We start from the raw sequence: 21,825 nt of genomic DNA, 5'->3' as shown, positions 1-21,825 counted from the left end.
TTTGGGAGGGGTTGTATGTGGCGGTTTTAACAAAAACAATCGGGACGCTTCTTGAAGAAAAAGCGGCGCTTTTCCCCGATCGGGATGCGGTGGTGTATGCAGATCGAGGGTTGAGATGGACGTACTCCCGCTTTGATGAACTTTGCCGTCAAGCAGCAAAAGGATTCATGAAGCTTGGCATCAACAAAGGAGATCATATGGCCATCTGGGCGACAAACACTCCTGAGTGGCTCATCAGCCAGTTTTCTACAGGGAAAATGGGGGCAGTCCTGGTCACGGTGAATACCAATTATCAGAGGGAAGAATTGAAGTACCTGCTTGAGCAATCGGATAGCGGTTCCATCATATTGATGGAAGGTTACCGAACAACATCTTATATTGACATGCTCTATGATATCTGTCCGGAGCTTAAGGACGCGATCCCGGGTCAGCTGGAAAGCGCAGCTCTCCCAAAATTGAAGAATGTCATCGTCCTCGGCGATCATCGTTATCCAGGAACGTATTCCTGGGACGATATCATGAAGCTCGGCGAAGGGGAGGTTGACGAAGAACTGAACGCACGGATGGCCGAGTGCCAACCTGATGATGTGATCAATATGCAGTATACATCTGGTACCACGGGATTTCCCAAAGGAGTCATGCTTACGCACTCCAACATTGTGAATAATGGGTATAATATCGCAAGGTGCATGGATCTGACTGAAATGGACCGCCTATGCATTCCGGTTCCGTTTTTTCACTGCTTCGGTTGTGTACTTGGAACGATGGCATGTGTGTCCGTAGGGGCAGCCATGGTACCCGTTCAGGAATTCAGTCCGGCAGAAGTCCTCCGCACCGTGGAATCTGAACGTTGTACAGGGTTACACGGGGTACCGACGATGTTTATCGCTGAATTGAATCTTCCTGAATTCCACAAATATGATCTATCAACGCTCAGGACCGGTATCATGGCAGGAAGCAATTGTCCCGTGGAAGTGATGAAAGGGGTCATGGAGCGAATGGGCGCTGAAGAAATCACCATCGCTTATGGTCAGACGGAATCTTCCCCGGTCATCACACAGACCCGGACGGATGATCCATTGAATGTGAAGGTGGAAACGGTCGGGCGTGCCCTACCTGATGTCGAAGTGAAAGTCATCGATCCTGCTACAGGAAGATCACTGGGTCCGGGTCAACAGGGTGAACTGTGCTCTCGGGGGTATCATGTCATGAAGGGATATTACAAAAATGAACAGGCGACCTCCCTGGCCATAGATGAGGAAGGGTGGCTCCATACGGGAGATTTGGCCGTCATGGATAAAGAGGGATATTGCAGGATCACGGGAAGGCTCAAAGATATGATCATCAGGGGCGGTGAGAATATTTATCCAAGGGAAATTGAAGAATTTTTATATTCCCATCCGAAGGTGTTGGACGTACAAGTCACCGGGGTTCCGGATGAAACATTTGGAGAAGAAGTGATTGCATGGGTGATCCTCAAGCCTGGTCAAGTGTGTACATCAGAGGAAATCAGGGATTTTTGCAAAGGAAAGATCTCTCGGTTCAAAGTGCCGAAATTCATTGAATTCATCGATTCGTATCCCATGACCGCGTCAGGGAAGATTCAGAAATTCCGTTTGCGGGAGATGGGTGAAAAGGCGATTTCCCATACTAATAAAATGTAATCGCTTACTTATTTAGGGGGTGGACATTGGCTTCTGTTATAGGAATCCAATGTCCTTTTTCTGTGATATGATGGATGAGCAGAGTACAATGAATTTAACCAGTGGAGGGACCATATATGCTTATATTCGTTTATGGGAATTTAAGAAAGCATGAACGACATCATTCCCTTTTACAAAACCCCCGAACCATTTCACTCCAAGCTTACGTGGACGGGGTGCTCATTGAGTCAGTAGACGGGCAGCCTGTCATGACCGATGGGAATGAGAAGGTATACGGTGAATTGTATGAGATCGATCCTTGCGTGATCGACCAGCTCGAAAGAATGAAAGAAGTGATCCCGGCCAATGCAATCCGGACGGAAGCGACGGTAGTTACCGATCACGGAAGCCATGTGGCTACCGTATTTGCTGCAGCATCTGAAGACGCACAAGGTTCAGTGATTCTTTCGGGTGACTGGAAAGTGAAGACTTTCCTCGAAAACAGACCGTCTGAAACCCTGTACTTCGCCTACGGATCCTGCATGGATCAGGAACGTTTCAAAAAAGCAGGGGTCCATATCCACTTTCAGGACTGTCTCGGGGCAGGAATCGTACAAGATTTCCGAATGGACTACTCTTTCGTCGTGGATGATGGAGGCAGGGGGGATATCACGGAAGTTCCTGGAGAGGTCATGGAAGGCGTGGTCTACCGGGTCAATCAGGAAGCAGTCGATTACCTGTTCGAAAGGGAAGGGGTACTCCCCGGTTGGTATCGGCCTGCGTTTCTTGATGTGACGATCGACGGAAGGGTGTATAAGGACGTCTTGACATTCATCGTAAAACGGAAATCACCTGAAACCCTGCCGCCTGAACACTATGCCCTTGAAATACTGAGAGGGAGCCACCCTTATGTGAGTGAGGAATATCATCGTAAACTGCAAGATCAGCTCTTGGGACTCGGAATGGATGAAGAACGGATTCGTGCCATGCTTCATCAGGTCCATGCGGTGGACCGGGATCCTGCCTGAGGGCGGGTTATCTATATGAATTTCGTGATGGGTGAGCATCATGATCCTCACCCAGAGCAGTTTCCATTGGTGGTTTCCGTCTATCGAAATCGAATCGAAAATGGTTTGTTTACATCAGCGGCATCGTATTGTCAGGATGTGAAAAGCGGACGGCAAGGTTTCATCATGGAGTATTGAACTCACATGAAGATAAGACTATACTAGTAACATAGTCAAGCTCAGGAAGGGGATTCAACAATGATCCATCATACATGGACCAAAAACGAAACAGGAAGAAAAGTGAAATGCCTACATACAGATGCGGCGAAATATACCGTGGAAAACGTATTGATTCCAGGGAAAGTATACGATTTGAAAAATGAATCCGAGGATTACTACTTCGTCATCGACGAAAGTAGAAAAATGGGTGGATTTTATAAAGAGTACTTTGAAGTACTGTAAGGATCAAAGCTGATGCTTTTCAATTTCTGAAAGCATCAGTTTTTTTATGTGGAGGTGTAGGGATGAGCAGAGTCAAACGGTCAATACAGGCAGACGAGCTTTCTGAGGTGATCAGTTTGTTCCATGACTATGAACAAACCGTATATGGAAACGTGCAAACAAGTTTGAAGATGATCAGGGACTTAGTAGTCAAAACGGAAAGAGAGGACAAAGTTGGGTTATGGGTCCGTGGTGTGCTGAAAGGGGTATCGTTTCTCACCCGTCGGGATCATCGTCTCCCATCATTGGTGTTGACCGTGAAAGATGAGGGTACAGAAGGCTATATAGAAGAGCTGATCGAATCTCTGATCGAATCGGGAAAGCGCTGGAAATCTGAGGGTATCAATGAGAAAAGCATCGTCATTTCTGCCAATACGCCTAAAGAGCGGATTGCTTTTGAAAAAGCGGGATTTTCCATTCAAAGACACTGGCATCAGATGAGCACTGAACTTACTGAAACAGCGGTACCAGGCAGTCCATACCTCGTCCGTCCATTTATTCTCGGAAACGACGAACGTGCTCTATATGAAGCCTATGAAGAGATATTTGCGGATCATTATGATCATCATCCTTCCACTTGGGAAGAATTCAATCAGCGGTTTTTCATCCCAGAGGACTCAACCGATCGGTGGCTTCTTATGATCGATAAGGAAAAAGTGATCGGATTTGTCCTTTCACGTGCCGATGGTGAAACGAAGGTAGGGGAAATAACCCATTTGGGCATGAAAAGGGAATACCGAAGAATGGGACTGGGACTCCAACTGTTGCGGCAGTCTTTTGACGGGTTACACCGTGCAGGCATGACCCATGCGGCCTTGTTGGTCGACAGTGACAGCCCGACCCATGCGGCACTCCTTTATAAAAAAGCGGGCATGTCCATTCAGCGTACCTTCACGAGGTATGATTTGCCACTTTAAAGCATCTTCCTTTTGCAGTGCTTGTTTCATTTCGATACAATAGTTCCATGGATAATCAGAAAGGATGACAACAGTGAACGTAACACAACTACCAGATGAAATTTTCCGCTTGATCGAAGAACGGAAGGAAGCCTACCATCATGAAAAGGACCAATCATTGGTCAGGGAAGGAGGTTATACCTCAAGTGAGGATTTTATTATTGAGGACTGCCTGATCTCACTGACCCTGAGAAAGAATCTTCTATTGAAGGGGCCGACCGGATCGGGGAAGACAAAGCTCTCCGATACGCTATCTTCCATGCTCTCCCAACCAATGCACAGCATCAACTGCTCCGTTGACCTTGACGCAGAGGCTCTCCTTGGCTACAAGACAATTGCAGAGAAGGACGGCAAAAGCGTAATCGAATTCATTGAAGGCCCAGTCATCCAGGCGATGAAAAAAGGGCACCTCCTCTATATAGATGAGATCAACATGGCTAAGCCCGAGACACTTCCAATCCTTAACGGAGTCCTCGATTACAGGAGAAGCATAACAAATCCTTTCACAGGTGAAGTCATTAAAGCAGACCCAAGTTTCGGCGTCATTGCTGCCATCAATGAAGGGTATGTCGGGACCGTCCCGATGAATGAAGCCTTGAAAAACCGGTTTGTGGTGGTGGACGTGCCATATATTGAAGGAGAAACATTAAAGGCGGTCATAGCTGCTCAAAGCTCCCTTACAGATCCTAAAGTGGTGGGCCGGTTCGTCCAGCTCGCTTCAGACTTGATGGTGCAAGTGAGGAACGGACAGGTCTCAGAAGAAGCGGCTTCCATACGTGCCCTCCTTGACGCGTGTGACCTGGCGGTGCATCTGCCGGCAAAGCGGGCCATCCGACGGGGGATCATAGATAAATTGGAAGATGAAAGGGAAAAAGCGGCAATTGAAAACATTGCCGATACACTATTCGAATGAGGGGTTAATCATGCATCGATTTATACAATTCAATGATGAGCGCATCGATTCCTTTCTGTTCATGGAGATGGCCGACCTGGCGAAAACCCTCTCAAAGAATGGTGAAATGTCCTTGAAATATGGTCCGTTTTCCTATCTCGATCCGAAAAATGAAGTCGTCTATGTCAGTCACTTCTGGAATCACCGGGATAAAAGGGACGAGACATATGGGTTGAAAAGCGATGTGTATCTTCGCACGATCGGGAATCTTGAACACACAGAAATGAAAACGGTGGAACGCTATCTACGAGCAATCGACCGGTCACCTGTGAAGCGCTTTGCCAAACAGCTCTTTGTGATCGGGGAAGAAGTAAGGCTTGAGGAAATCTGCAAATCGGAGCGACCTGGTACGAAGGCATCATTCAGTGTGAGGAGAAGGATTTATCGGCAATTTTTTGATGCGCAGCTAAAAGTGAATTTGACGAAAAGCGTATTTACAGATGCTTTATTCAACCAGCTGTTTCTACTGCTTCATGCTCAATCACCCCTGGAGGAAGCGGCGGCTATTTCGGATGAGATCGATCTCATGATGCCATTTCTCCAGCGGCAGCTAGCCCTTTTATACGAAACGAAATCCACCTCCGACGTTGTAAAGGTATGCTTGGAGATGGTCGAGGTATGTGAAGACGTATTGAAGAAGGACATGCTGAATGAATACTTCCATCTCCCGGAAGATGTATATGATGATGAGGCGGACCAGACGTTTGATGATCTGAAACGCCGGGCTCCCCTTGCGAACGATGATGTTCTTGAGGAGGAGAGCACAGGGGAAGAGGAGATCATGGATGAAGAGTTCCGCACCTGGCATCGGGAATCCGAAGAGAAAGGGGAATCATTCCTGCAATTCGATTTGAATCAGGGAAGTTCCTCCGATCTCATGGGAGAAGGTGTTCGGGAAGGAGAAGACGGGGACCAGGCCATGGCCATGGTACAGGGTACGTCCAAACAAACCGACCGTGAGATCTACGAGACTCCTAAAGCGGTCGATCAAGAGCATGAAGAACGTGGCATGGGAGATCACCCATATGGAAAGGAAAATCGTTATGCAGAAGCGGTCTTTCTTGCTCCAGATGTACCATCTTCAGAAGACAAGACAGCCTACGGTGTGAATAAGGCGGCAGTATTCAGCTATAAGAAAAAGCTCCAGAAGATGATCGAAAAGACTCTGGAGCATAAAAGGATCCAGCCGAGAACGGATCTCCACTTCGGCAGATTGAATAAAAAACTCCTGAGGCTCCTTACAGATGATGTGCCCAGACTGTTTTACAAAAAACATGATCCTTCCACCGACCTGGATACCGTATTCTCCCTTCTGGTGGATTGTTCGGGATCCATGTTTGATAAAATGGATGAGACAAAGCTTGGAATCACATTATTCCACGAATCCTTGAAAGGGGTCAGGGTGCCTCACGAAGTGGTAGGGTTCTGGGAAGATACCAATACTGCTACTTCCCATTCTCAGCCCAATTATCTTAAACCGGTCCTGGAATTCCAGTCATCCCTGAAGCCGTCCAGTGGTCCCGAAATCATGCAGCTTCATCCTGAAGAGGACAATAGGGACGGATTCGCCATCAGATTGATGACAGATCGCATCCTTCAAAGAGGAGAGAAGCAAAAGTTCCTTTTGGTCTTCTCGGACGGAGAGCCGGCTGCCATGGATTACGAGCAAAATGGCATCGTCGATACCCATGAGGCCGTTCTTGATGCGCGGAAAAAAGGAATCGAAGTCATCAATGTATTCCTTGCAAACGGAGAGATTGACGAAGGTCAACGGAAAACGATTCAGAACATATATGGGAACTACAGTATCCTGGTGTCGGATGTATCAGAGCTTCCTGATGTGCTTTTTCCACTTTTGAGGAAGCTGTTGATCAGTAGCATTTAACCGTGTGTCTGGGTTAAGGTGACGATTTTTAGAGGTCGGACGCACCTTAAACAGATATATTCCATATGAAGAAAACCGAGCGATCCAATGATCACTCGGTTTTTTTGCTTGATTATTTTCTGATTTCGATGAGTTTTTGCTTCAGTTCCTGCTCCATCGTGACCATTTCCTGTTCGGCCTGCTGGCGCTTTTGTCGCCCCTCTGCCTGTATGGCCAAGGTCTCTTCGATTGTAGTGATAAGATTTTCCTGCGTTTTTTTCAACGTCTCGATATCGATGATGCCACGCTCATTTTCTTTTGCTGTTTCGATGCTGTTGACTTTCAACATCTCGGAGTTTTTCAGAAGGAGATCATTGGTCGTCTGCGATACCTGCTTCTGAGCTGTGACGGCTTTTTGCTGATTCAGTAGGGTAAGGGCGATGGCAATCTGATTCTTCCAAAGCGGGATGGCCGTGAGGACCGATGCCTGGATTTTCTCAGCAAGTGCCTGATTGGTGTTCTGGATAAGGCGGATCTGAGGTGCGGATTGAATCGTCATTTGCCGGCTCAGCTTAAGGTCGTGGATCCGCTTTTCCAATCGGTCAAGAAACTGGGTGGTGTCATTGACTTCCTGGTATAAGAGCTCGTCGCCGCTTTCTTCTGCCTTTTTCCTGAGTGTTGGAAGGAGGGTCCCTTGAATCTCATCCCGTTTAAATTCGGCCGCTGCAATATACATATTGAGGGCGTGGAAGTAGTCTTTATTTTTTTCATAAAGCGTCTCAAGGAGTCGATTGTCGTCCATCAGGGTCTTTTTAGAATGCTCGAGTCTGACCGAGATTCTGTCGATCTGTGATCCGATCTTCTGATACTTGGAAAGGACTTCCTGAATGGATGACGAGACTTTACGGAACAACCGTTTGAAGACTCCTTTTTGTTTTGAATTCAGTTCATCGGGGTTCATGAGCTCCAGTTTCTTCATGAGGTCCCCGAGCACGTCTCCGATCGGTCCGATATCCCGTTTTTGAACGTGATCAAGCATGGAATTCGAAAAATTGGAGAGCTGGGATTGGGCGGCCGTCCCGTACTTCAGGATGGCCTCATAATCTTTGTAATCAATCTGTTCTGCGAGCTGCTTAGCTTTTTGCTGCTGCTCTTCTGGCAGGCGCTCCATGAGGCCGTTTGCCTTCTGAGGCTGCGTGGAGAGACCCTCATCGAAGGGGTTTGATAATAGCTGATCAAGTTCCGAGTATTCTTTGCGTTGTTCCATGGGGGATTCCTCCAGTCGTCATCATTTTATCGTTTTTTGTTCTTCCAATCTTTTTTTGGCAAAATCCAACTCAAAGTGAAGGGTGTCCATGTCATCAGCGAGGACCTTGCGCAGATCCTGCTCCAGTGAAAGAGAGAGTTCATCGAGTGTCGTCTTCGTCTGTTGAAGGGATCTGAATGCCTCCTTGTCTTTCCCAGGTTGGGACGCAAGAAAGGTATACTTTTCAGTAATTTCAACAACGGAATCAAGGTGATAGTAGAAGAACGACTCTGCCTTGAAGAACCGCCGGGGCTCCCGTTTAGCAAGCTGGTAGATCCTCTTGCTCAATCGATTCAACTCAAGGATCTGCCTGAAGGCCCCAAGTGATCTGACCTTGAGCTGCTGCCTTTGCAATCTGTTTATTTTAATTTTAGCTTCTTTTAGGTTCCTGGTGATGAAGAGATATTCCCTGCGGGTGATGCCGTTCTTCTTAAGCCACATTTGCTTCTGAATCTGCTTCGTGGAATAGAAGGCGAGAAAGCTGGTGCCGACGGCTGCCGGGACGGATATGAAAAACCCCAGGTCGAATGCCAGTAGATAGGTGAAGAATCCGGCTGCTCCCGCACTCCACCCGATTCCTGATCTCGTCAAGACTTGTAGAAATGTATTCATCTCATCTACCCCTTAAAAAATATGCTGACTTTCTATACGTTCCGGTGATAAAAAAGGTTTCATCTGCTCCCTCTATTGTAGAACAATCACAGTCAAATTGGAAATCCGTACTCCTTGCGCATGCAAAATATGTCATTATCTGACAGGATTCTTTCAATTTCTTAACAAAACAATGAAGATAGTGTTTAAGCCCTTCTATTATTTGATAGAATGATTGAGGTGTAAACATTGAAATGATAGGTGAGTGGACATGATGAAACGAATCGCAGCAGCCGCTTTATTCTTCGGCTTATGTTCTGCAACGACAGCTTCTGCCGAAGAGGCACCCGCAAAAAAACCTACAAATGTCTACAGCGAAACCGCTGTAGTATTAGATACGAATACAGATAGCCTTCTTTTTTCCAAAGATGCCGAGAAGAAAATGTACCCTGCAAGCATCACCAAAATCGCTACAGCCATTTATGCCATCGAGCATAGTGCCCTTGATGAAGAGGTGACCATCAGCCGAAAGGCAGCCAGCACCGATGGATCGACCGTATACCTCGAAGAAGGAGAAAAGATGAGCATTGAACAACTCCTTGAAGGTCTTCTAATCAATTCAGGGAATGACGCCGCAGTGGCCATTGCAGAGCAGGTAGCTGGATCTGAGGATGAATTTGTCGATAAGCTGAATACGTTCTTGAAGGAAAAGGCAGGAGTGGAACATACCCACTTTACAAACGCCCATGGATTATTCGACAAAAATCACTATACGACGGCCAAAGATATGGCGGAAATCACACGGTACGCCATGCAAAACGAAACATTCAAAAAGCTCTTTGGCATCCAATCCATGGATTGGTCATCAGAAAGCTGGGATACCACCTTGTACAATGCCCATAAAATGGTGAAGGGGGAGCTTCCTTACCCTGAGGTGACCGGTGGGAAGAACGGATTTGTTGATGAATCCAGGCATACGCTCGTAACAACGGCTGAAAAAGATGACGTTTCTCTTGTCGTCGTGACGATGAAGGCTCAATCTAAACCGGCCATATACGATGATACGAAGAAGCTTCTCGATTACGGACTGGATAGATTCACTTCGGAGTACATTCCGAAGGATACCGTGTTCACATTCGATGGGAAGCGTTTCAGGCTTCCGAGTGACTTTCATTATACCCAGCCAATCAATGGCCATATCAGCGAGAAAATGAGCGCGGACGGGCTTCTGACATTGTTTAACAGAGACGGGGACGAAATCACATCCACTAAATTGGAACGGATAGACGCCTCCTCAAATCTTCAACAGGATCATGCCCTTGCAACCAATGGGCCGGGAACCGTTCACAATAGTTCCCCTGAAAAAGGATATATCATGCTGCCATTTTATCTTTATCTCATCATCATGGTCATTGCAGGTACAACCTTTATGAGGAGAAGAAATGCTCAATAGTCCATCCTAAACAGGATTGGGAAATACTAGTAGGGTTCGTGGCGAACAATATCAGTATAGGTTCCTTCAGTCACTCGAAATTTCCGTGGAAGGTTTCGCTTTTCTCGGCAAGCCTGCGGGGTAATACATCGGCTACTCTTGCCGGAAAATTCTTCGTCTTGCACTCCGATCAATCGCTAGAAACAATTTAAATGCTCATGAAACAAATTAAAAACCCGGAATCATTTCCTTATATTAGGGAAGTGATTCCGGGTTTTGCTATGACGAAGATGCTTTTTCAGACTCATTATTATTTTGCAGGTTTCGCTTCTTTCTCAACGGCCTTTGGTGCGTAAAGCTTTTTCCCGATAAGCGTCTGGACGATCAGGAAGGCTCCTCCTGCTGCCCAGTAGAGGGGAAGGGCCGATGGCGCATTCAATGAGAAGATGAAGATCATGACAGGTGAGAGAAGACCAAGGATCTTCATCTGCTTCTGCTGTTCAGCAGTCATGCCGATCAGGGTCACCCTCGACTGAATGAGGTAGACAATTCCGGCGATGACGGCCATGGCGATATTCGGCTCTCCGAGATTGAACCATAGAAATGAATGATCGGCAATTTCTGTAGAAGAACGAATGGCATAATACAGACCGATTAGGATCGGTGTCTGGATAATTAAAGGGAGGCAGCCCATGTTCAGTGGATTGACGCCGTGCTTTTGGTATAGCTGCATCATTTCCTGCTGCAGTTTCTGCTGCTCTTCCTTATTTTTCGTTTCTTTGATCTTTTTTTGTATAGCCGTCATTTCAGGCTTCATCACGTCCATCTTCACTTTCATTTCCTGCTGATTTTTATAGGTGCGCAGCATAAATGGAAGCAAAATCAAACGAATAAGAATCGTGATCACGATAAGAGCAAGTCCAAAGTTTCCACCTAGGAATGTGCCGATTTCGTGAATCAGGTAGGCAAATGGATTGACGAAATAATCATGGAAGAATGCCCCGTCAGTCGTAGCGCTCTGACATCCCCCGAGTGTGATGGCGGTTATAAGTACAAGTAATGATATCGTTAATTTCTTCAATGATGTGTTCCTCCTTGAGTAATTGGATTGTTAAATACTTAGACAATCCATGGAGGACGGTTCATCACTTTCTGCATGATAAAAGAGGAATTTCATCATTTTGATCAATCTGGTGCCGACCGTATCATTCTGGTCTGTCTGTACCTCCGCGACCCGTTGTACCCCATCGATCCGTTTATAGGATGAGTGGGAATAAAGCTTGAACGGAGAAGGAAATTGATTCAGGAACAGGATCAGGATGAATAACAGCAGGATGCTGAAGTGGATCGGGCTCAGATAAAAATCGATGAACTCCTGCATAAAAAGAATAGACAATGGAGGTTGGCTCCTTTATTAAGAGGTCATACAAGTTAGAGTATACTTCTTCTGCAGGGAAAAATCCATGATTATCTATTGGAACTTGTCAGCCATTCCCCTTTAAAGGACCGTCTCCACTCATTCACCAAGGCACCCACGGAGGAATCCTCTTCATTGAACGACAATGTAAGCAATCATGGGGCCGTTCTGCTCCATTGTTTCATGCAGGTCGCATACGAGTTTATAGGTCCCGGGATCGGCAAATGTATAGTGTACCACTGTTTCTTCCCCTTTTTTAACCACTCCGGTCACATTCGTTCCCTCAATATGAAAGGGGTGCTCATGCCCGTTCACTCCGAGGATCCGTAGTTCAACTTCTTTTCCGCTTTCAACGACGATCGTCCCGGGGTCCCATCGGTAAGCTTCGATCTTTTTTCCACCGGGCAGTTCTGAGGAGAATTCCCCAGTTACCAGTTGAAACACTTGGGCTTTGCCACCTGGGAGGGAAACGGTCGGATAGTCATCCCGATTCGAGAAATACCATAAACTGGCTGTAACCAACATCACCACCATCAGCAACCCCGTGATCAGGAATCTTCTTTTGGAAATGGAATAAAATTTCATACGTTCACCCCTGTAGTGTTCTTGTCCTATAACTATGCATCGCAGGACAAGAACTTGTCTCCGGCCAGGGGATAGAATTGAAATGTTTTGCATTTCCCTTATTTTTTTGTACAATTTGGGGAGAAGGAGTGGGAATATGGAATCAAAATGGAAAGTGATCAAAACGAAAAGCGATGCTGAACCATGGTGGTTCTTCGAAAATTGGGAACGGGATATCGTGGAAGAATGGTCCTTCGACAATGACGTCGAGGCCATTGAAAAATATAAGGAACAGATCCACCATCACCGATCCCACTATCCGAATATGAAAGCCAAACATATTCATTCAATCGCCTTTTGGAATCCGGAAGAAATTGAATTCTGCGAGGCCTGTGATGATGATCTTCAGCTATTCATCGGTCTGATCCTGTTCAAAGACGGGAAGCCTGCGGAACATTTGCCATCCAATGAACTGACAGAGGATCTCCGTGACTATATAACGAATCGATAAGGGCCGCCCAGTGTCGGCCCTTTTAATTGATCACTCCGGTGCGGACGATTTCATTTTCGACTGTGACATGGAACGTCGCTTTTTGGTAGAGGTCCGTCCATTGTTTGCGGGTCAAATCCTGATGCCCCCTCACGCTCATATACTTCATCCCAAAACCAACAGGGTCCGTGTGGTTCTCCTGCAGAAACGTAAGGACATCTTCGATGGACTCTTCCATCTTTTTATCAATACTCCTTTCAAGCAGTTTGATGACTTTCGGGTTTCCGAGATGAAGCTCCTCTGACATTTCCAATAAGCGTGATTTGACCTTGAGGGTGATGTGGAAATCCGGCTGATCCCGGTCGGGTAACCGGATCTTGAAAGAAGACCTTATGCTATCCAAGGTGATGAATAGATCTTCCTCTGTCCGATCTTCACGGTCCCATTTGGATAGATGTTCCTTGAAAGCTTCCAAAGGAACCCCCAACTCCACGCTACCTACTTCATTATTCTCAATAAGAGAGCGTACATAGAAAAATCTCTCCTTTCCGACGCTTTGCACATAGCGATCTTCATCAAATAGCGCAAATCCCTCCACCCCCATATCTCCATTCGTGATCGACAGCATAGGCAGGATAGCATCCTTGCCGACGCTTCCGTAATCTGTAACGAATTCTTGCAGAGTCGGAGCGATGATCGCATCCCCGTCTACATTCTGCTGGATGAGATTATAAAGATACGTCCCTGTATTGGAAGGTTCTTCTTTCAAGGGGAACGTTAATATTTCTTCAGCAGTCGATTCCGCAACCGCCAGATACACCATATTGCCAATGGAGGAATCCCTCTCGAGTGTATCCACAAGGTGAGCGATGCCTTCTTCCGCGATGTCCTTCCCGTAGACCGCGACCCTGAGCTGTCCAGATACGAGTTTATGATCCGTATCCAGGTTTTGAGAGAGCCTGATTCCCTTGGAGGTCCGAGCAGTCGTGGTTAGTGTTTTCTCTACTTCATCCATTGATGGGTTGAATTGATAGAGAACAGTGGTGCCTTTGAGTTTATCATCTTCTGCTTTGTCGTAACCGACTGCCGTAATTAAACCCAATTTTTCGAGGTATTTGGTTTCGAGACAACCCGTGAGGAAGAGCATGCAGGAGATAAGTATACAGACTATTTTCAAGAATCATTCCTCCTATTGGTCAGTCGTGCTTTGAACTTTACCAGAATTAATAGGATGAAAGGGTAGATAAAAGCGAGAACAAAACTCCCTGTAGCGATACGGTCTGTGACGTGGTTGATTAAGACTCGGTTCTCGAGGAAAATAGACACAGTCCAAATTATAAGGGAAAAAATCAGGATCGCCTTCTTGTGGGAAAGATTGAAGGTCCGTTTCATCCCCCTGACCGCACTCCAAAAGTAAACGCATATATTTGGAAGGATGATGAGCATCCAAAAGGATACGGCGATGAATTCAAAACGTTCCAAGTTCGGAATTCTGAGAATCTTAAACATGGAAAGGACGGGCCAAATGGTTTTCATCAGTGTCTCTTGAGAGAAAAAGCCGATCGAAACGACGGTCACGACCGTGAATAGGATCGTGGTATAACCTGAACCGATCAAGGCATATTTCAAGACTTTCTGCTTCTCTTTAATATAGGGGTAATACAGAAAAAGGAGCTCGAAACCAACCATGGAAAAGCTGCTTTTATAAGTCCCTTTCATCAGTTCATCCGGGGAAGCCGTCATGATAGGGAGCAAATGATTGAAGCTCATGAATTTGATGGGGGTGTAGATCATAAACACGAGCCAAAAGGCGAATATGAATCCGAGGAAGCAGATCCCCGCTACAACCCTGAAGCCTCCGCTCACGCCATAGGCCAATAAGATAAGGAGGAGGCCCATCACTAGCCACGGCTGGATCTTTGGGAAGATCCATGCTTGGACCATTTCAATGTAATTCATCATGATGATGAAGGTTACGCATAGAAGGTAGACTATATAAATGCAATTGACTAGTACACTCAGCCATTTCCCATAAACATCCTTATGGATTCCATAAAGATCCGCTGACTCATATGAGTTCAAGATGACGACCATGATGAAAAGCACAAGGCTGATGGAGAAACCGGACAAGAGGACAGAAATCCATGCATCCCTGCCTGCCTCCATGAAAACGACACGCGGAAGGCCGGCAATACCTACGCCGGTCTGAGCTGTATGGATGATAAACATGACTAGAAAAGCATTGATCATTGATTTCGGCTGAGGATTCAGATTGACTTTCATGATGACCCTCCTTTCCCTCTATTCAAGTACTGCGTTTATTTTTTATGTTTGATTTTCTCTTCCGGAATCCGTCCTGTGTCACTGGGGTGATTGGTTACCGGTCGTTTGGATAGGAACTGGTAGGGGAGACGGAAGAGACTATACTTCAAATCCTGATACCTGAACGGATAAGCCGGTGATAAATAAGGTCGACCCAGTGTGGTAAGCCTTAATAAGTGGATGAGTAAGAAGCAAAAACAAAACATCATCCCCAGCCCTCCGTATAGACCAGCCATGACGATCAGTGGGAACCGGATGACCCTGACAGCTGTCCCGATGGCATAGCTCGGAGCGGTAAAAGAGCCGAGGGCGCTGATAGCGATGATGATAATCAGGATATTGCTTGTAAATCCCGCTTCAACCGAAGCCTGCCCGATCACGATTCCTCCGACAATACCCATCGTCTGACCCACTTTGGTCGGCAATCTTGCCCCTGCTTCCCTTAGTAACTCAATGATGAATTCCAATAGAAGCGCTTCGAAGACGGGAGGGAAGGGGACGTTCGAGCGCGACTGGCCGAGCGAGACAAGCAGGGCGGATGGAATCACCTCGTAATGATACGTGATGACGGCCACGTAAGCAGGGGTAAGCAGGATCGAGAAAAAGATGGCTATGAAACGGACAATGCGGAGGAATGTCCCCATATTCCAACGTAGATAGATATCTTCCGTGGATTCAAAAAAACTCAGAAAAGTGGAAGGGCCGATGATGACCGTCGGACTCCTGTCCACCAGGACACCTACCTTACCATGCAGAAGTGAAACACTCACCCGGTCAGGGAGTTCCGTTGTGAGGAACTGTGGGAAAAACGTATAAGAATTATCCTCGATCATCTGAGTCAGAACCGTTGAGTCCAAAATGCTGTCCACTTCAATATCACGGATGCGTTGACGGAAGGTATTAACATTCTCTTCATCGGCAAGGTCCCTGATATAGACCATCTGCACCTTGCGTTTCAGCCGGTCGCCAACTTCGAAGGTTTCCACGCATAAGTTGGGGTCATTTACATTTGCCCGGACCAGATTGAGATTTTTCGATATGGATTCGGTAAATGAAATCTTCGGGCCGAAAACGAGTGATTCGGTTTCAGCCTTTTCCAGGCTCCTTGTACCCGGATCACTGATATCTGCTATCGTTGCGTATTGTGATTCTTCTTGAAAGATGATCGCCGCACCGTTAATAAGGTGACTGATCGCGTCTTCAATGGAGTCTGTGGTGGAAAGCCCACCGATGGAAATCACGTTACGGACTTCTTCGTCTGACAAAGGGCCAGGCCAGTCTTCAAGCGGCCTAAGTATGTGACTATGCAGAGCCTCTGAATCGATAAGGTCTTCCAAATACGCGATGGTGAAAGCTTGGGAGCTCTTCACCACATGCCTTAATACGAGATCGCTGCTCGTTTGTATTCGCCCATTCAAAGCGTCTGAAAGGACGCTGCCGAAAGGTTTCTGTTGTTTACTCCTAAACATGATTCACATCACCCTGACAACACTCATTTACCCTTTAGCTTGCCCGGAGATCGGCATATTACCCTGGATAGCATCATAAAATAAGGGTGGAGATCTTGCATATTTTCATTGGGTTTCATCCATACTAGGGGGGAGAAGCAGTGTTCACTATATTTAAAAGTAAAAGTATGGTACAATAGAAGTGAACCTAGAGCATATATTCATCAACCCTTACCATCTACAGCAGTTTTATTTTTTCCATGTTAGAAAGCTTAGCGGGAAAATCCTACTTATCTTAAAGGAGGACATTCAATGGCTTTTGGTCGTAGAAATCAAGTTGAGGAAGAAATTAAAACGGAAGAAACAAAAATTTGGGCTTGTTCCGCTGAAGATTGTAAAGGCTGGATGAGAGATAATTTCAAAAGCGAAGACACACCTAAGTGTCCATTATGTAAAGAAGACATGGTACAGTCAACCAAGGTTCTGCAGGTTGTGGATAATCCCCACCCTACCTTGAAGACTTCCTGATCGGAACCGACAAATGTCGGTTCTTTTTCTTTTGCCCGCCCAAATGCTAAACGCTTTTCCGGGTAGGTGAATACACTGTATTGTATTCTGACTTCAAGGAGGGAGCACGGTGGCTGTGAAAAAAGAGAATGAGACAAAAAAGCCTGAAGAAACTCGTCGTACCGTATGGGAGCAATTCTGGAAAGGGACGGCACCGAACGAAGATAAAAAGGATACCAAAGAAATCAAGTGGTTTTGAATGTGAGGCGGTATCACGGAAATCCGTGACCGCCTTGTTCATTTTTATTGGGACTGTTTATTGGCAGATAAGAAAATCTGTTTTACAATTAGGGGACCACAATCATGACAGGAGGTCGAAGGTTTGCAGCAAGCAACGAATGTTTTAAAAGAGTATTTCGGCTATGATTCATTCAGAACGGGACAGGATGAAATTGTCCAACACGTTTTAGCCGGAAACGACACCGTCGGAATCATGCCGACTGGAGGAGGGAAGTCCCTTTGTTACCAGGTCCCGTCTCTGCTCCTGGATGGAGTGACCGTCGTCATTTCACCGCTGATCTCCTTGATGAAGGATCAGGTAGATGCCCTTATCCAACAAGGGATACCAGCTACTTACATAAACAGTACCCTCACAGCAAGAGAAACGGATGAAACGATGGCTGGACTTTCAGCAGGTGAATATAAGCTCCTTTATATCGCACCAGAGCGATTGGAATCAAGGAGTTTCCTTCGATTCCTCCAAACCCTGCCCATCCCCCTGGTAGCGGTGGATGAAGCCCACTGCCTCTCCCAATGGGGACACGATTTCAGGCCGAGCTACATGAACATCTCCTCGGCTGTGGCCCAACTCCCGACAAATCCTGTTATCCTCGCTTTGACGGCAACGGCAACTCCACAAGTTCAGCAGGATATCCTATATCACCTTCACATTCGTGATGAGAATATGGTATTGACGGGATTTGAACGGGATAACCTGTTCTTCCAAGTCGTCAAAGGGGAAAATCGAAAAAAATGGGTTGAAAACTATGTTAAAAAGAACAGGGATCACTCAGGGATCATTTACTGTGCCACAAGAAAGGAAGTCGAAGCTTTGCACCAGCTTCTCGAGCGGAAGGGGATAGCAGTCGGCAAATACCACGGTGGTTTGTCCGATAGCCTCCGTGAAGAGCAGCAGGATGCATTCCTGAATGACTCGATTTCCATCATGGTGGCCACGAATGCCTTCGGAATGGGCATCAATAAATCGAATGTGCGGTATGTGATCCACTATCAACTGCCGAAGAATATGGAAGGCTATTATCAGGAAGCCGGACGGGCAGGACGTGATGGAGTCGACAGTGAATGCATACTCCTATTCGCTCCTCAGGATATTCAGACTCAGCGATACATCATCGAGCAGAATATTTCACCCGACATGCAGATGAATGAAATGCAAAAGCTGAGGGAGATGATTGATTTTGCCCACACAGAGTCCTGCCTCCAACAGTATATTCTCACTTACTTCGGAGAGAAGGGCGATGCAAGATGCGGGAAATGCAGCAACTGCCTTGATGACCGTGAACAGGAAGATGTGACGGTCAAAGCTCAGATGGTCCTGTCTTGTATGCTCAGGATGAATGAGCGATTCGGTACCTCCCTGATTGCCGGGGTCCTGACGGCATCAAAGAATAAAAAAATTAAAGATTGGCGTTTTGATCAGCTCTCCACATACGGACTCATGAAAGACCAATCGCAAAAGGATGTTTCCCTATTCATTGAGTATCTGATCGCCGAAGGGGTGATCGCGGTAGAAGGGGGGAGCTACCCCATTCTTAAAGTATCTTCAAAGGGAAAAGAGGTCCTATTGGGCCAGAGGTCGATTTCAAGAAAGATACAAAAGACCATGGTCAGGGTCATCCAGAAGGAAGACCCCCTCTTCGAATCACTACGTCAGATCCGAAAAGAGTTGGCAGAAAGAGCTGGTGTTCCGCCGTTTGTCATCTTCTCGGACAAGACGCTTCATGACATGAGCGATAAGCGCCCTAAATCAAGGGATGAATTCCTAGATGTGAGCGGGGTGGGACAGAATAAGCTCGTTAAATATGGGGATGCGTTCCTGAAAGGAATTGCAGACTTTGAAGAGAGGACAGTCATGGAAGAAGAGCCCGGAGAACGGATGGAAGAAGAGGGGCCTTCACATATCGTGAGCTATCAGCTGTTCATGGAAGGATACGATCCAAAGCAGATTGCATCACGTAGAGGTATGAGTTCGACGACGATCGAGAATCATATCGCCCGTGCCTATGAAGAAGGGGTAGGTACGGATTGGACACTTTTGTTTTCAGAAGAGGAGGAAGGGTTGATCAGGGGGGCAGTGCAAGAGGCAGGCTCGGATAAACTCAAGCCTATCAAAGAGCTCCTACCTGATGAAATCAGTTATTTCCAAATCAAAGCATTCCTTGCAAAACAGACATGAAAAAAGCCTCGCCGGAAACTTGATGCTTCCGGTGAGGTTTTCTTTTTTTATCAGGCTTTTTGCGCCGCTCTCATTTCAAGGAATTCATCATAAGATGATTCTTTGTCAATAAGTCCTTCGTCGGTAAGTTCAATGATGCGGTTCGCGATCGTTTGAACGAACTGGTGGTCATGGGAGGCGAAGATCATGGCGCCTTTGAAGTTGATCAATCCATTATTGAGGGCAGTGATGGATTCAAGGTCCAAGTGATTCGTCGGTTCATCGAGCATAAGCACGTTCGATGAGCTGAGCATCATCTTCGACAGCATACAGCGTACTTTTTCCCCTCCGGAAAGCACACTCGGTTTTTTCAAAACTTCTTCTCCGGAGAACAGCATGCGTCCAAGGAATCCGCGCAGGAACGTTTCGCTCTCATCATCTGGTGAATATTGACGGAGCCAGTCGACAAGGGTCTGTTCGCTACCTTGGAAGTACTTCGAGTTATCGTTCGGGAAGTATGCCTGACTCGTTGTGACGCCCCATTTGAAAGAACCGCTATCCGGCTCCATCTCTCCAGCGAGGATTTTGAAAAGGGTCGTTTTGGCAATTTCATTCTTACCGACAAGGGCAATCTTATCTTCCTTGTTCATGATGAAGCTGACATTGTTCAGTACCTTCACGCCATCAATCGTTTTGCTGAGGCCTTCTACGCGGAGGACATCATTTCCGATTTCACGCCCGGTTTGGAAGTGAACGTAAGGGTAGCGCCTTGAGCTTGGCTTGATGTCATCAAGGCTGATTTTTTCAAGGGATTTCTTACGTGAAGTCGCCTGTTTCGACTTGGATGCGTTGGCACTGAAACGTGCAACGAAAGCTTGGAGCTCTTTGATTTTCTCTTCTTTTTTCTTATTCTGATCCTGTGCCATCTTCAGAGCGAGCTGGCTGGACTCATACCAGAAATCGTAGTTCCCGACATAAATCTGAATCTTGCTGAAATCAAGGTCCGCAATGTGCGTACACACTTTATTCAAGAAGTGACGGTCATGGGATACGACGATGACGGTGTTCTCGAAATTGATCAAGAAGTCTTCAAGCCACTGGATTGCTTGAAGGTCAAGGTTATTCGTCGGCTCATCAAGAAGCAGGACATCGGGTTTGCCGAATAGTGCCTGTGCAAGGAGTACTTTTACTTTTTCTCCACCTGTAAGCTCAGACATCAGCTTTGTATGGAGGTTTTCACCGATTCCAAGACCCTTTAGAAGGATCGCGGCTTCTGACTCGGCTTCCCACCCATTCAATTCTGCAAACTCACCTTCAAGTTCCGCTGCTTTCATGCCATCTTCATCAGAGAAGTCCTCTTTCATATAAATGGCGTCTTTTTCCTGCATTACTTCATAAAGGCGGCTATGTCCCATGATGACTACCTTGAGGACTTCGTGTTCTTCATATTCAAAGTGGTTCTGTTTCAAGACAGCGAGTCGCTCCCCTGACCCCATGGAAACATGGCCGGTTTGGGATTCGATCTCTCCTGATAATATTTTTAAGAATGTGGACTTGCCGGCACCGTTTGCACCGATCAAGCCGTAACAGTTCCCCGGTGTGAATTTTATATTGACGTCCTCGAATAATTTTCGGTCGCCGAAACGCAAACTTACATCTGATACTTGGATCATGTATGAAACCCTCCTAATACTCAATCTAAAAGATTATACCATGCATAAGGCTCAAAAAGATAGGGAAGTCGGCTCTTTTGGCCATTCATGCAGTTTTACTCCCAAGTGATTTGCCAAGGGATGAGAAGGATGAGAGATGGAATAAAAGTTTTGCTATTTCTTTTTCCACGATGTATGATAAGTAACAAAGCAAATCGGAAAGGTCGGATTTGTGTATGAAGTCGAAAACGATTCCCAAACCTCTTGTCCAGTTGAATCAGTGGAGCATCATCCTTTTTGTTCTCAGCTTCTGGATCTTTCAGGTGGAGCATTTCCTTCTGGTCCCATTGGCAGCCAATGCCTGTGGTACATTTTTAGGGTTCAATCCAATCGTAAAAGCGGGCAGGGCGTTTTTAAGAAAAGATGCCTCCAGCTATATTCAGGAGGACGCGGACCAACAAAGTTTTAACAGTACGATTGTAGTGATCTGTCTGGCTGCGGGCTATGCATCCTCCCTTGCAGGTTGGTCGGTCGCATCGGTCGTGTTCACCGCTTTGGTATTCGTATCGGCGGCCGTGGCACTGCTTGGCTTCTGCATCGGCTGCTTCATTCGTTTTCAATGGAAAAGGTATCAGTATAAACGATCAATTAGATGAAATGAACGCGATCCTGGCCAATAAACCCAGGATCGTTTTTTGCATGAATAGAAAGTTCGCGT

The 21,825-nt window shown here is 46.4% G+C and carries 22 protein-coding genes; 13 read left to right on the top strand and 9 right to left on the bottom strand.

Annotation, left to right across the window (positions count from 1 at the left end; all coding sequences use genetic code 11):
- Positions 1-11: 11 nt before the first annotated feature.
- The 7 genes from ABJ225_RS05000 to ABJ225_RS04970 all read left to right on the top strand — a co-directional run bounded on the left by ABJ225_RS05000 (position 12) and on the right by ABJ225_RS04970 (position 6,944).
- Positions 12-1,664 (top strand): AMP-binding protein, encoded by a 1,653-nt coding sequence (locus ABJ225_RS05000; protein ID WP_347318812.1) that lies wholly within the window; start codon positions 12-14, stop codon positions 1,662-1,664.
- A gap of 116 nt (positions 1,665-1,780) precedes the next feature.
- Positions 1,781-2,671 carry a gamma-glutamylcyclotransferase family protein gene (locus tag ABJ225_RS04995; protein WP_347318809.1) on the top strand — a complete coding sequence of 297 codons (891 nt, stop codon included), beginning with the start codon at positions 1,781-1,783 and terminating at the stop codon, positions 2,669-2,671.
- A gap of 15 nt (positions 2,672-2,686) precedes the next feature.
- Positions 2,687-2,848, top strand: coding sequence for a hypothetical protein (locus tag ABJ225_RS04990; RefSeq protein WP_347318806.1), 162 nt, complete (start codon positions 2,687-2,689; stop codon positions 2,846-2,848).
- Positions 2,849-2,908: 60 nt separating this feature from the next.
- On the top strand, positions 2,909-3,112 hold the full coding sequence (locus tag ABJ225_RS04985; RefSeq protein WP_347318803.1) for a DUF6501 family protein: 204 nt from the start codon (positions 2,909-2,911) through the stop codon (positions 3,110-3,112).
- Between the two features lie 62 nt (positions 3,113-3,174).
- Positions 3,175-4,068, top strand: coding sequence for a GNAT family N-acetyltransferase (locus ABJ225_RS04980; RefSeq protein WP_347318801.1), 894 nt, complete (start codon positions 3,175-3,177; stop codon positions 4,066-4,068).
- A 64-nt stretch (positions 4,069-4,132) separates the two neighbouring features.
- Positions 4,133-5,020, top strand: coding sequence for an ATP-binding protein (locus ABJ225_RS04975; protein WP_347318799.1), 888 nt, complete (start codon positions 4,133-4,135; stop codon positions 5,018-5,020).
- A 10-nt stretch (positions 5,021-5,030) separates the two neighbouring features.
- Positions 5,031-6,944: a vWA domain-containing protein gene (locus ABJ225_RS04970; protein WP_347318797.1), complete on the top strand. Its 1,914-nt coding sequence runs from the start codon at positions 5,031-5,033 to the stop codon at positions 6,942-6,944.
- A 112-nt stretch (positions 6,945-7,056) separates the two neighbouring features.
- On the opposite strand, the gene ABJ225_RS04965 is transcribed toward ABJ225_RS04970, so the two are convergent.
- Both ABJ225_RS04965 and ABJ225_RS04960 read right to left on the bottom strand, forming a co-directional pair.
- Positions 7,057-8,190 carry a toxic anion resistance protein gene (locus tag ABJ225_RS04965; protein ID WP_048014426.1) on the bottom strand — a complete coding sequence of 378 codons (1,134 nt, stop codon included), beginning with the start codon at positions 8,188-8,190 and terminating at the stop codon, positions 7,057-7,059.
- A 21-nt stretch (positions 8,191-8,211) separates the two neighbouring features.
- Positions 8,212-8,841, bottom strand: coding sequence for a 5-bromo-4-chloroindolyl phosphate hydrolysis family protein (locus ABJ225_RS04960; protein WP_347318795.1), 630 nt, complete (start codon positions 8,839-8,841; stop codon positions 8,212-8,214).
- 250 nt (positions 8,842-9,091) lie between these two features.
- On the opposite strand from ABJ225_RS04960, the gene ABJ225_RS04955 reads away from it, so the two are divergent.
- Complete coding sequence (locus ABJ225_RS04955) at positions 9,092-10,273, top strand: D-alanyl-D-alanine carboxypeptidase family protein (protein ID WP_347318793.1); 1,182 nt, start codon at positions 9,092-9,094, stop codon at positions 10,271-10,273.
- Between the two features lie 289 nt (positions 10,274-10,562).
- Here ABJ225_RS04955 and yidC read toward each other — a convergent pair whose 3' ends face one another.
- From yidC to ABJ225_RS04940, 3 genes are all read right to left on the bottom strand, one after another.
- A complete protein-coding gene (gene yidC, locus ABJ225_RS04950; protein ID WP_056536173.1) occupies positions 10,563-11,333 on the bottom strand; it encodes a membrane protein insertase YidC in 771 nt (256 codons plus the stop codon).
- A gap of 30 nt (positions 11,334-11,363) precedes the next feature.
- A complete protein-coding gene (locus tag ABJ225_RS04945; RefSeq protein ID WP_347318790.1) occupies positions 11,364-11,633 on the bottom strand; it encodes a hypothetical protein in 270 nt (89 codons plus the stop codon).
- Between the two features lie 168 nt (positions 11,634-11,801).
- Positions 11,802-12,254 carry a cupredoxin domain-containing protein gene (locus ABJ225_RS04940; protein ID WP_079516184.1) on the bottom strand — a complete coding sequence of 151 codons (453 nt, stop codon included), beginning with the start codon at positions 12,252-12,254 and terminating at the stop codon, positions 11,802-11,804.
- A gap of 136 nt (positions 12,255-12,390) precedes the next feature.
- On the opposite strand from ABJ225_RS04940, the gene ABJ225_RS04935 reads away from it, so the two are divergent.
- Positions 12,391-12,744 (top strand): DUF1033 family protein, encoded by a 354-nt coding sequence (locus tag ABJ225_RS04935; RefSeq protein ID WP_187442961.1) that lies wholly within the window; start codon positions 12,391-12,393, stop codon positions 12,742-12,744.
- Between the two features lie 22 nt (positions 12,745-12,766).
- On the opposite strand, the gene ABJ225_RS04930 is transcribed toward ABJ225_RS04935, so the two are convergent.
- Genes ABJ225_RS04930 through ABJ225_RS04920 form a run of 3 tightly spaced genes read right to left on the bottom strand, consistent with a single transcriptional unit; the run spans position 12,767 to position 16,514 of the window.
- Entirely contained in the window at positions 12,767-13,900 is a 1,134-nt protein-coding gene (locus ABJ225_RS04930; RefSeq protein ID WP_347318788.1) for a Ger(x)C family spore germination protein, read from the bottom strand.
- Entirely contained in the window at positions 13,897-15,006 is a 1,110-nt protein-coding gene (locus ABJ225_RS04925) for a GerAB/ArcD/ProY family transporter (protein WP_347318786.1), read from the bottom strand. Before ABJ225_RS04925 ends, ABJ225_RS04930 begins: the two co-directional genes overlap by 4 nt.
- A gap of 35 nt (positions 15,007-15,041) precedes the next feature.
- A complete protein-coding gene (locus ABJ225_RS04920; RefSeq protein WP_347318784.1) occupies positions 15,042-16,514 on the bottom strand; it encodes a spore germination protein in 1,473 nt (490 codons plus the stop codon).
- A gap of 291 nt (positions 16,515-16,805) precedes the next feature.
- On the opposite strand from ABJ225_RS04920, the gene ABJ225_RS04915 reads away from it, so the two are divergent.
- The 3 genes from ABJ225_RS04915 to recQ all read left to right on the top strand — a co-directional run bounded on the left by ABJ225_RS04915 (position 16,806) and on the right by recQ (position 19,476).
- Positions 16,806-17,021, top strand: coding sequence for a cold-inducible protein YdjO-related protein (locus ABJ225_RS04915; RefSeq protein WP_048003775.1), 216 nt, complete (start codon positions 16,806-16,808; stop codon positions 17,019-17,021).
- 109 nt (positions 17,022-17,130) lie between these two features.
- Positions 17,131-17,259: a hypothetical protein gene (locus tag ABJ225_RS04910; RefSeq protein ID WP_286188444.1), complete on the top strand. Its 129-nt coding sequence runs from the start codon at positions 17,131-17,133 to the stop codon at positions 17,257-17,259.
- A 123-nt stretch (positions 17,260-17,382) separates the two neighbouring features.
- Entirely contained in the window at positions 17,383-19,476 is a 2,094-nt protein-coding gene (recQ, locus tag ABJ225_RS04905; RefSeq protein WP_347318781.1) for a DNA helicase RecQ, read from the top strand.
- Positions 19,477-19,526: 50 nt separating this feature from the next.
- On the opposite strand, the gene ABJ225_RS04900 is transcribed toward recQ, so the two are convergent.
- Entirely contained in the window at positions 19,527-21,128 is a 1,602-nt protein-coding gene (locus ABJ225_RS04900) for an ABC-F family ATP-binding cassette domain-containing protein (protein ID WP_053426916.1), read from the bottom strand.
- Between the two features lie 215 nt (positions 21,129-21,343).
- Here ABJ225_RS04900 and ABJ225_RS04895 point away from each other — a divergent pair, with 215 nt between their 5' ends.
- Complete coding sequence (locus ABJ225_RS04895; protein WP_347318779.1) at positions 21,344-21,763, top strand: DUF4395 domain-containing protein; 420 nt, start codon at positions 21,344-21,346, stop codon at positions 21,761-21,763.
- The last annotated feature ends 62 nt before the right edge of the window (positions 21,764-21,825 follow it).

It is taken from the genome of Rossellomorea sp. RS05 (genome assembly GCF_039822645.1).
Lineage (GTDB): Bacteria > Bacillota > Bacilli > Bacillales > Bacillaceae_B > Rossellomorea > Rossellomorea marisflavi_B.
Note: the sequence above shows the minus strand (reverse complement) of the source record. Positions and strands in the feature narration are given on the sequence as shown.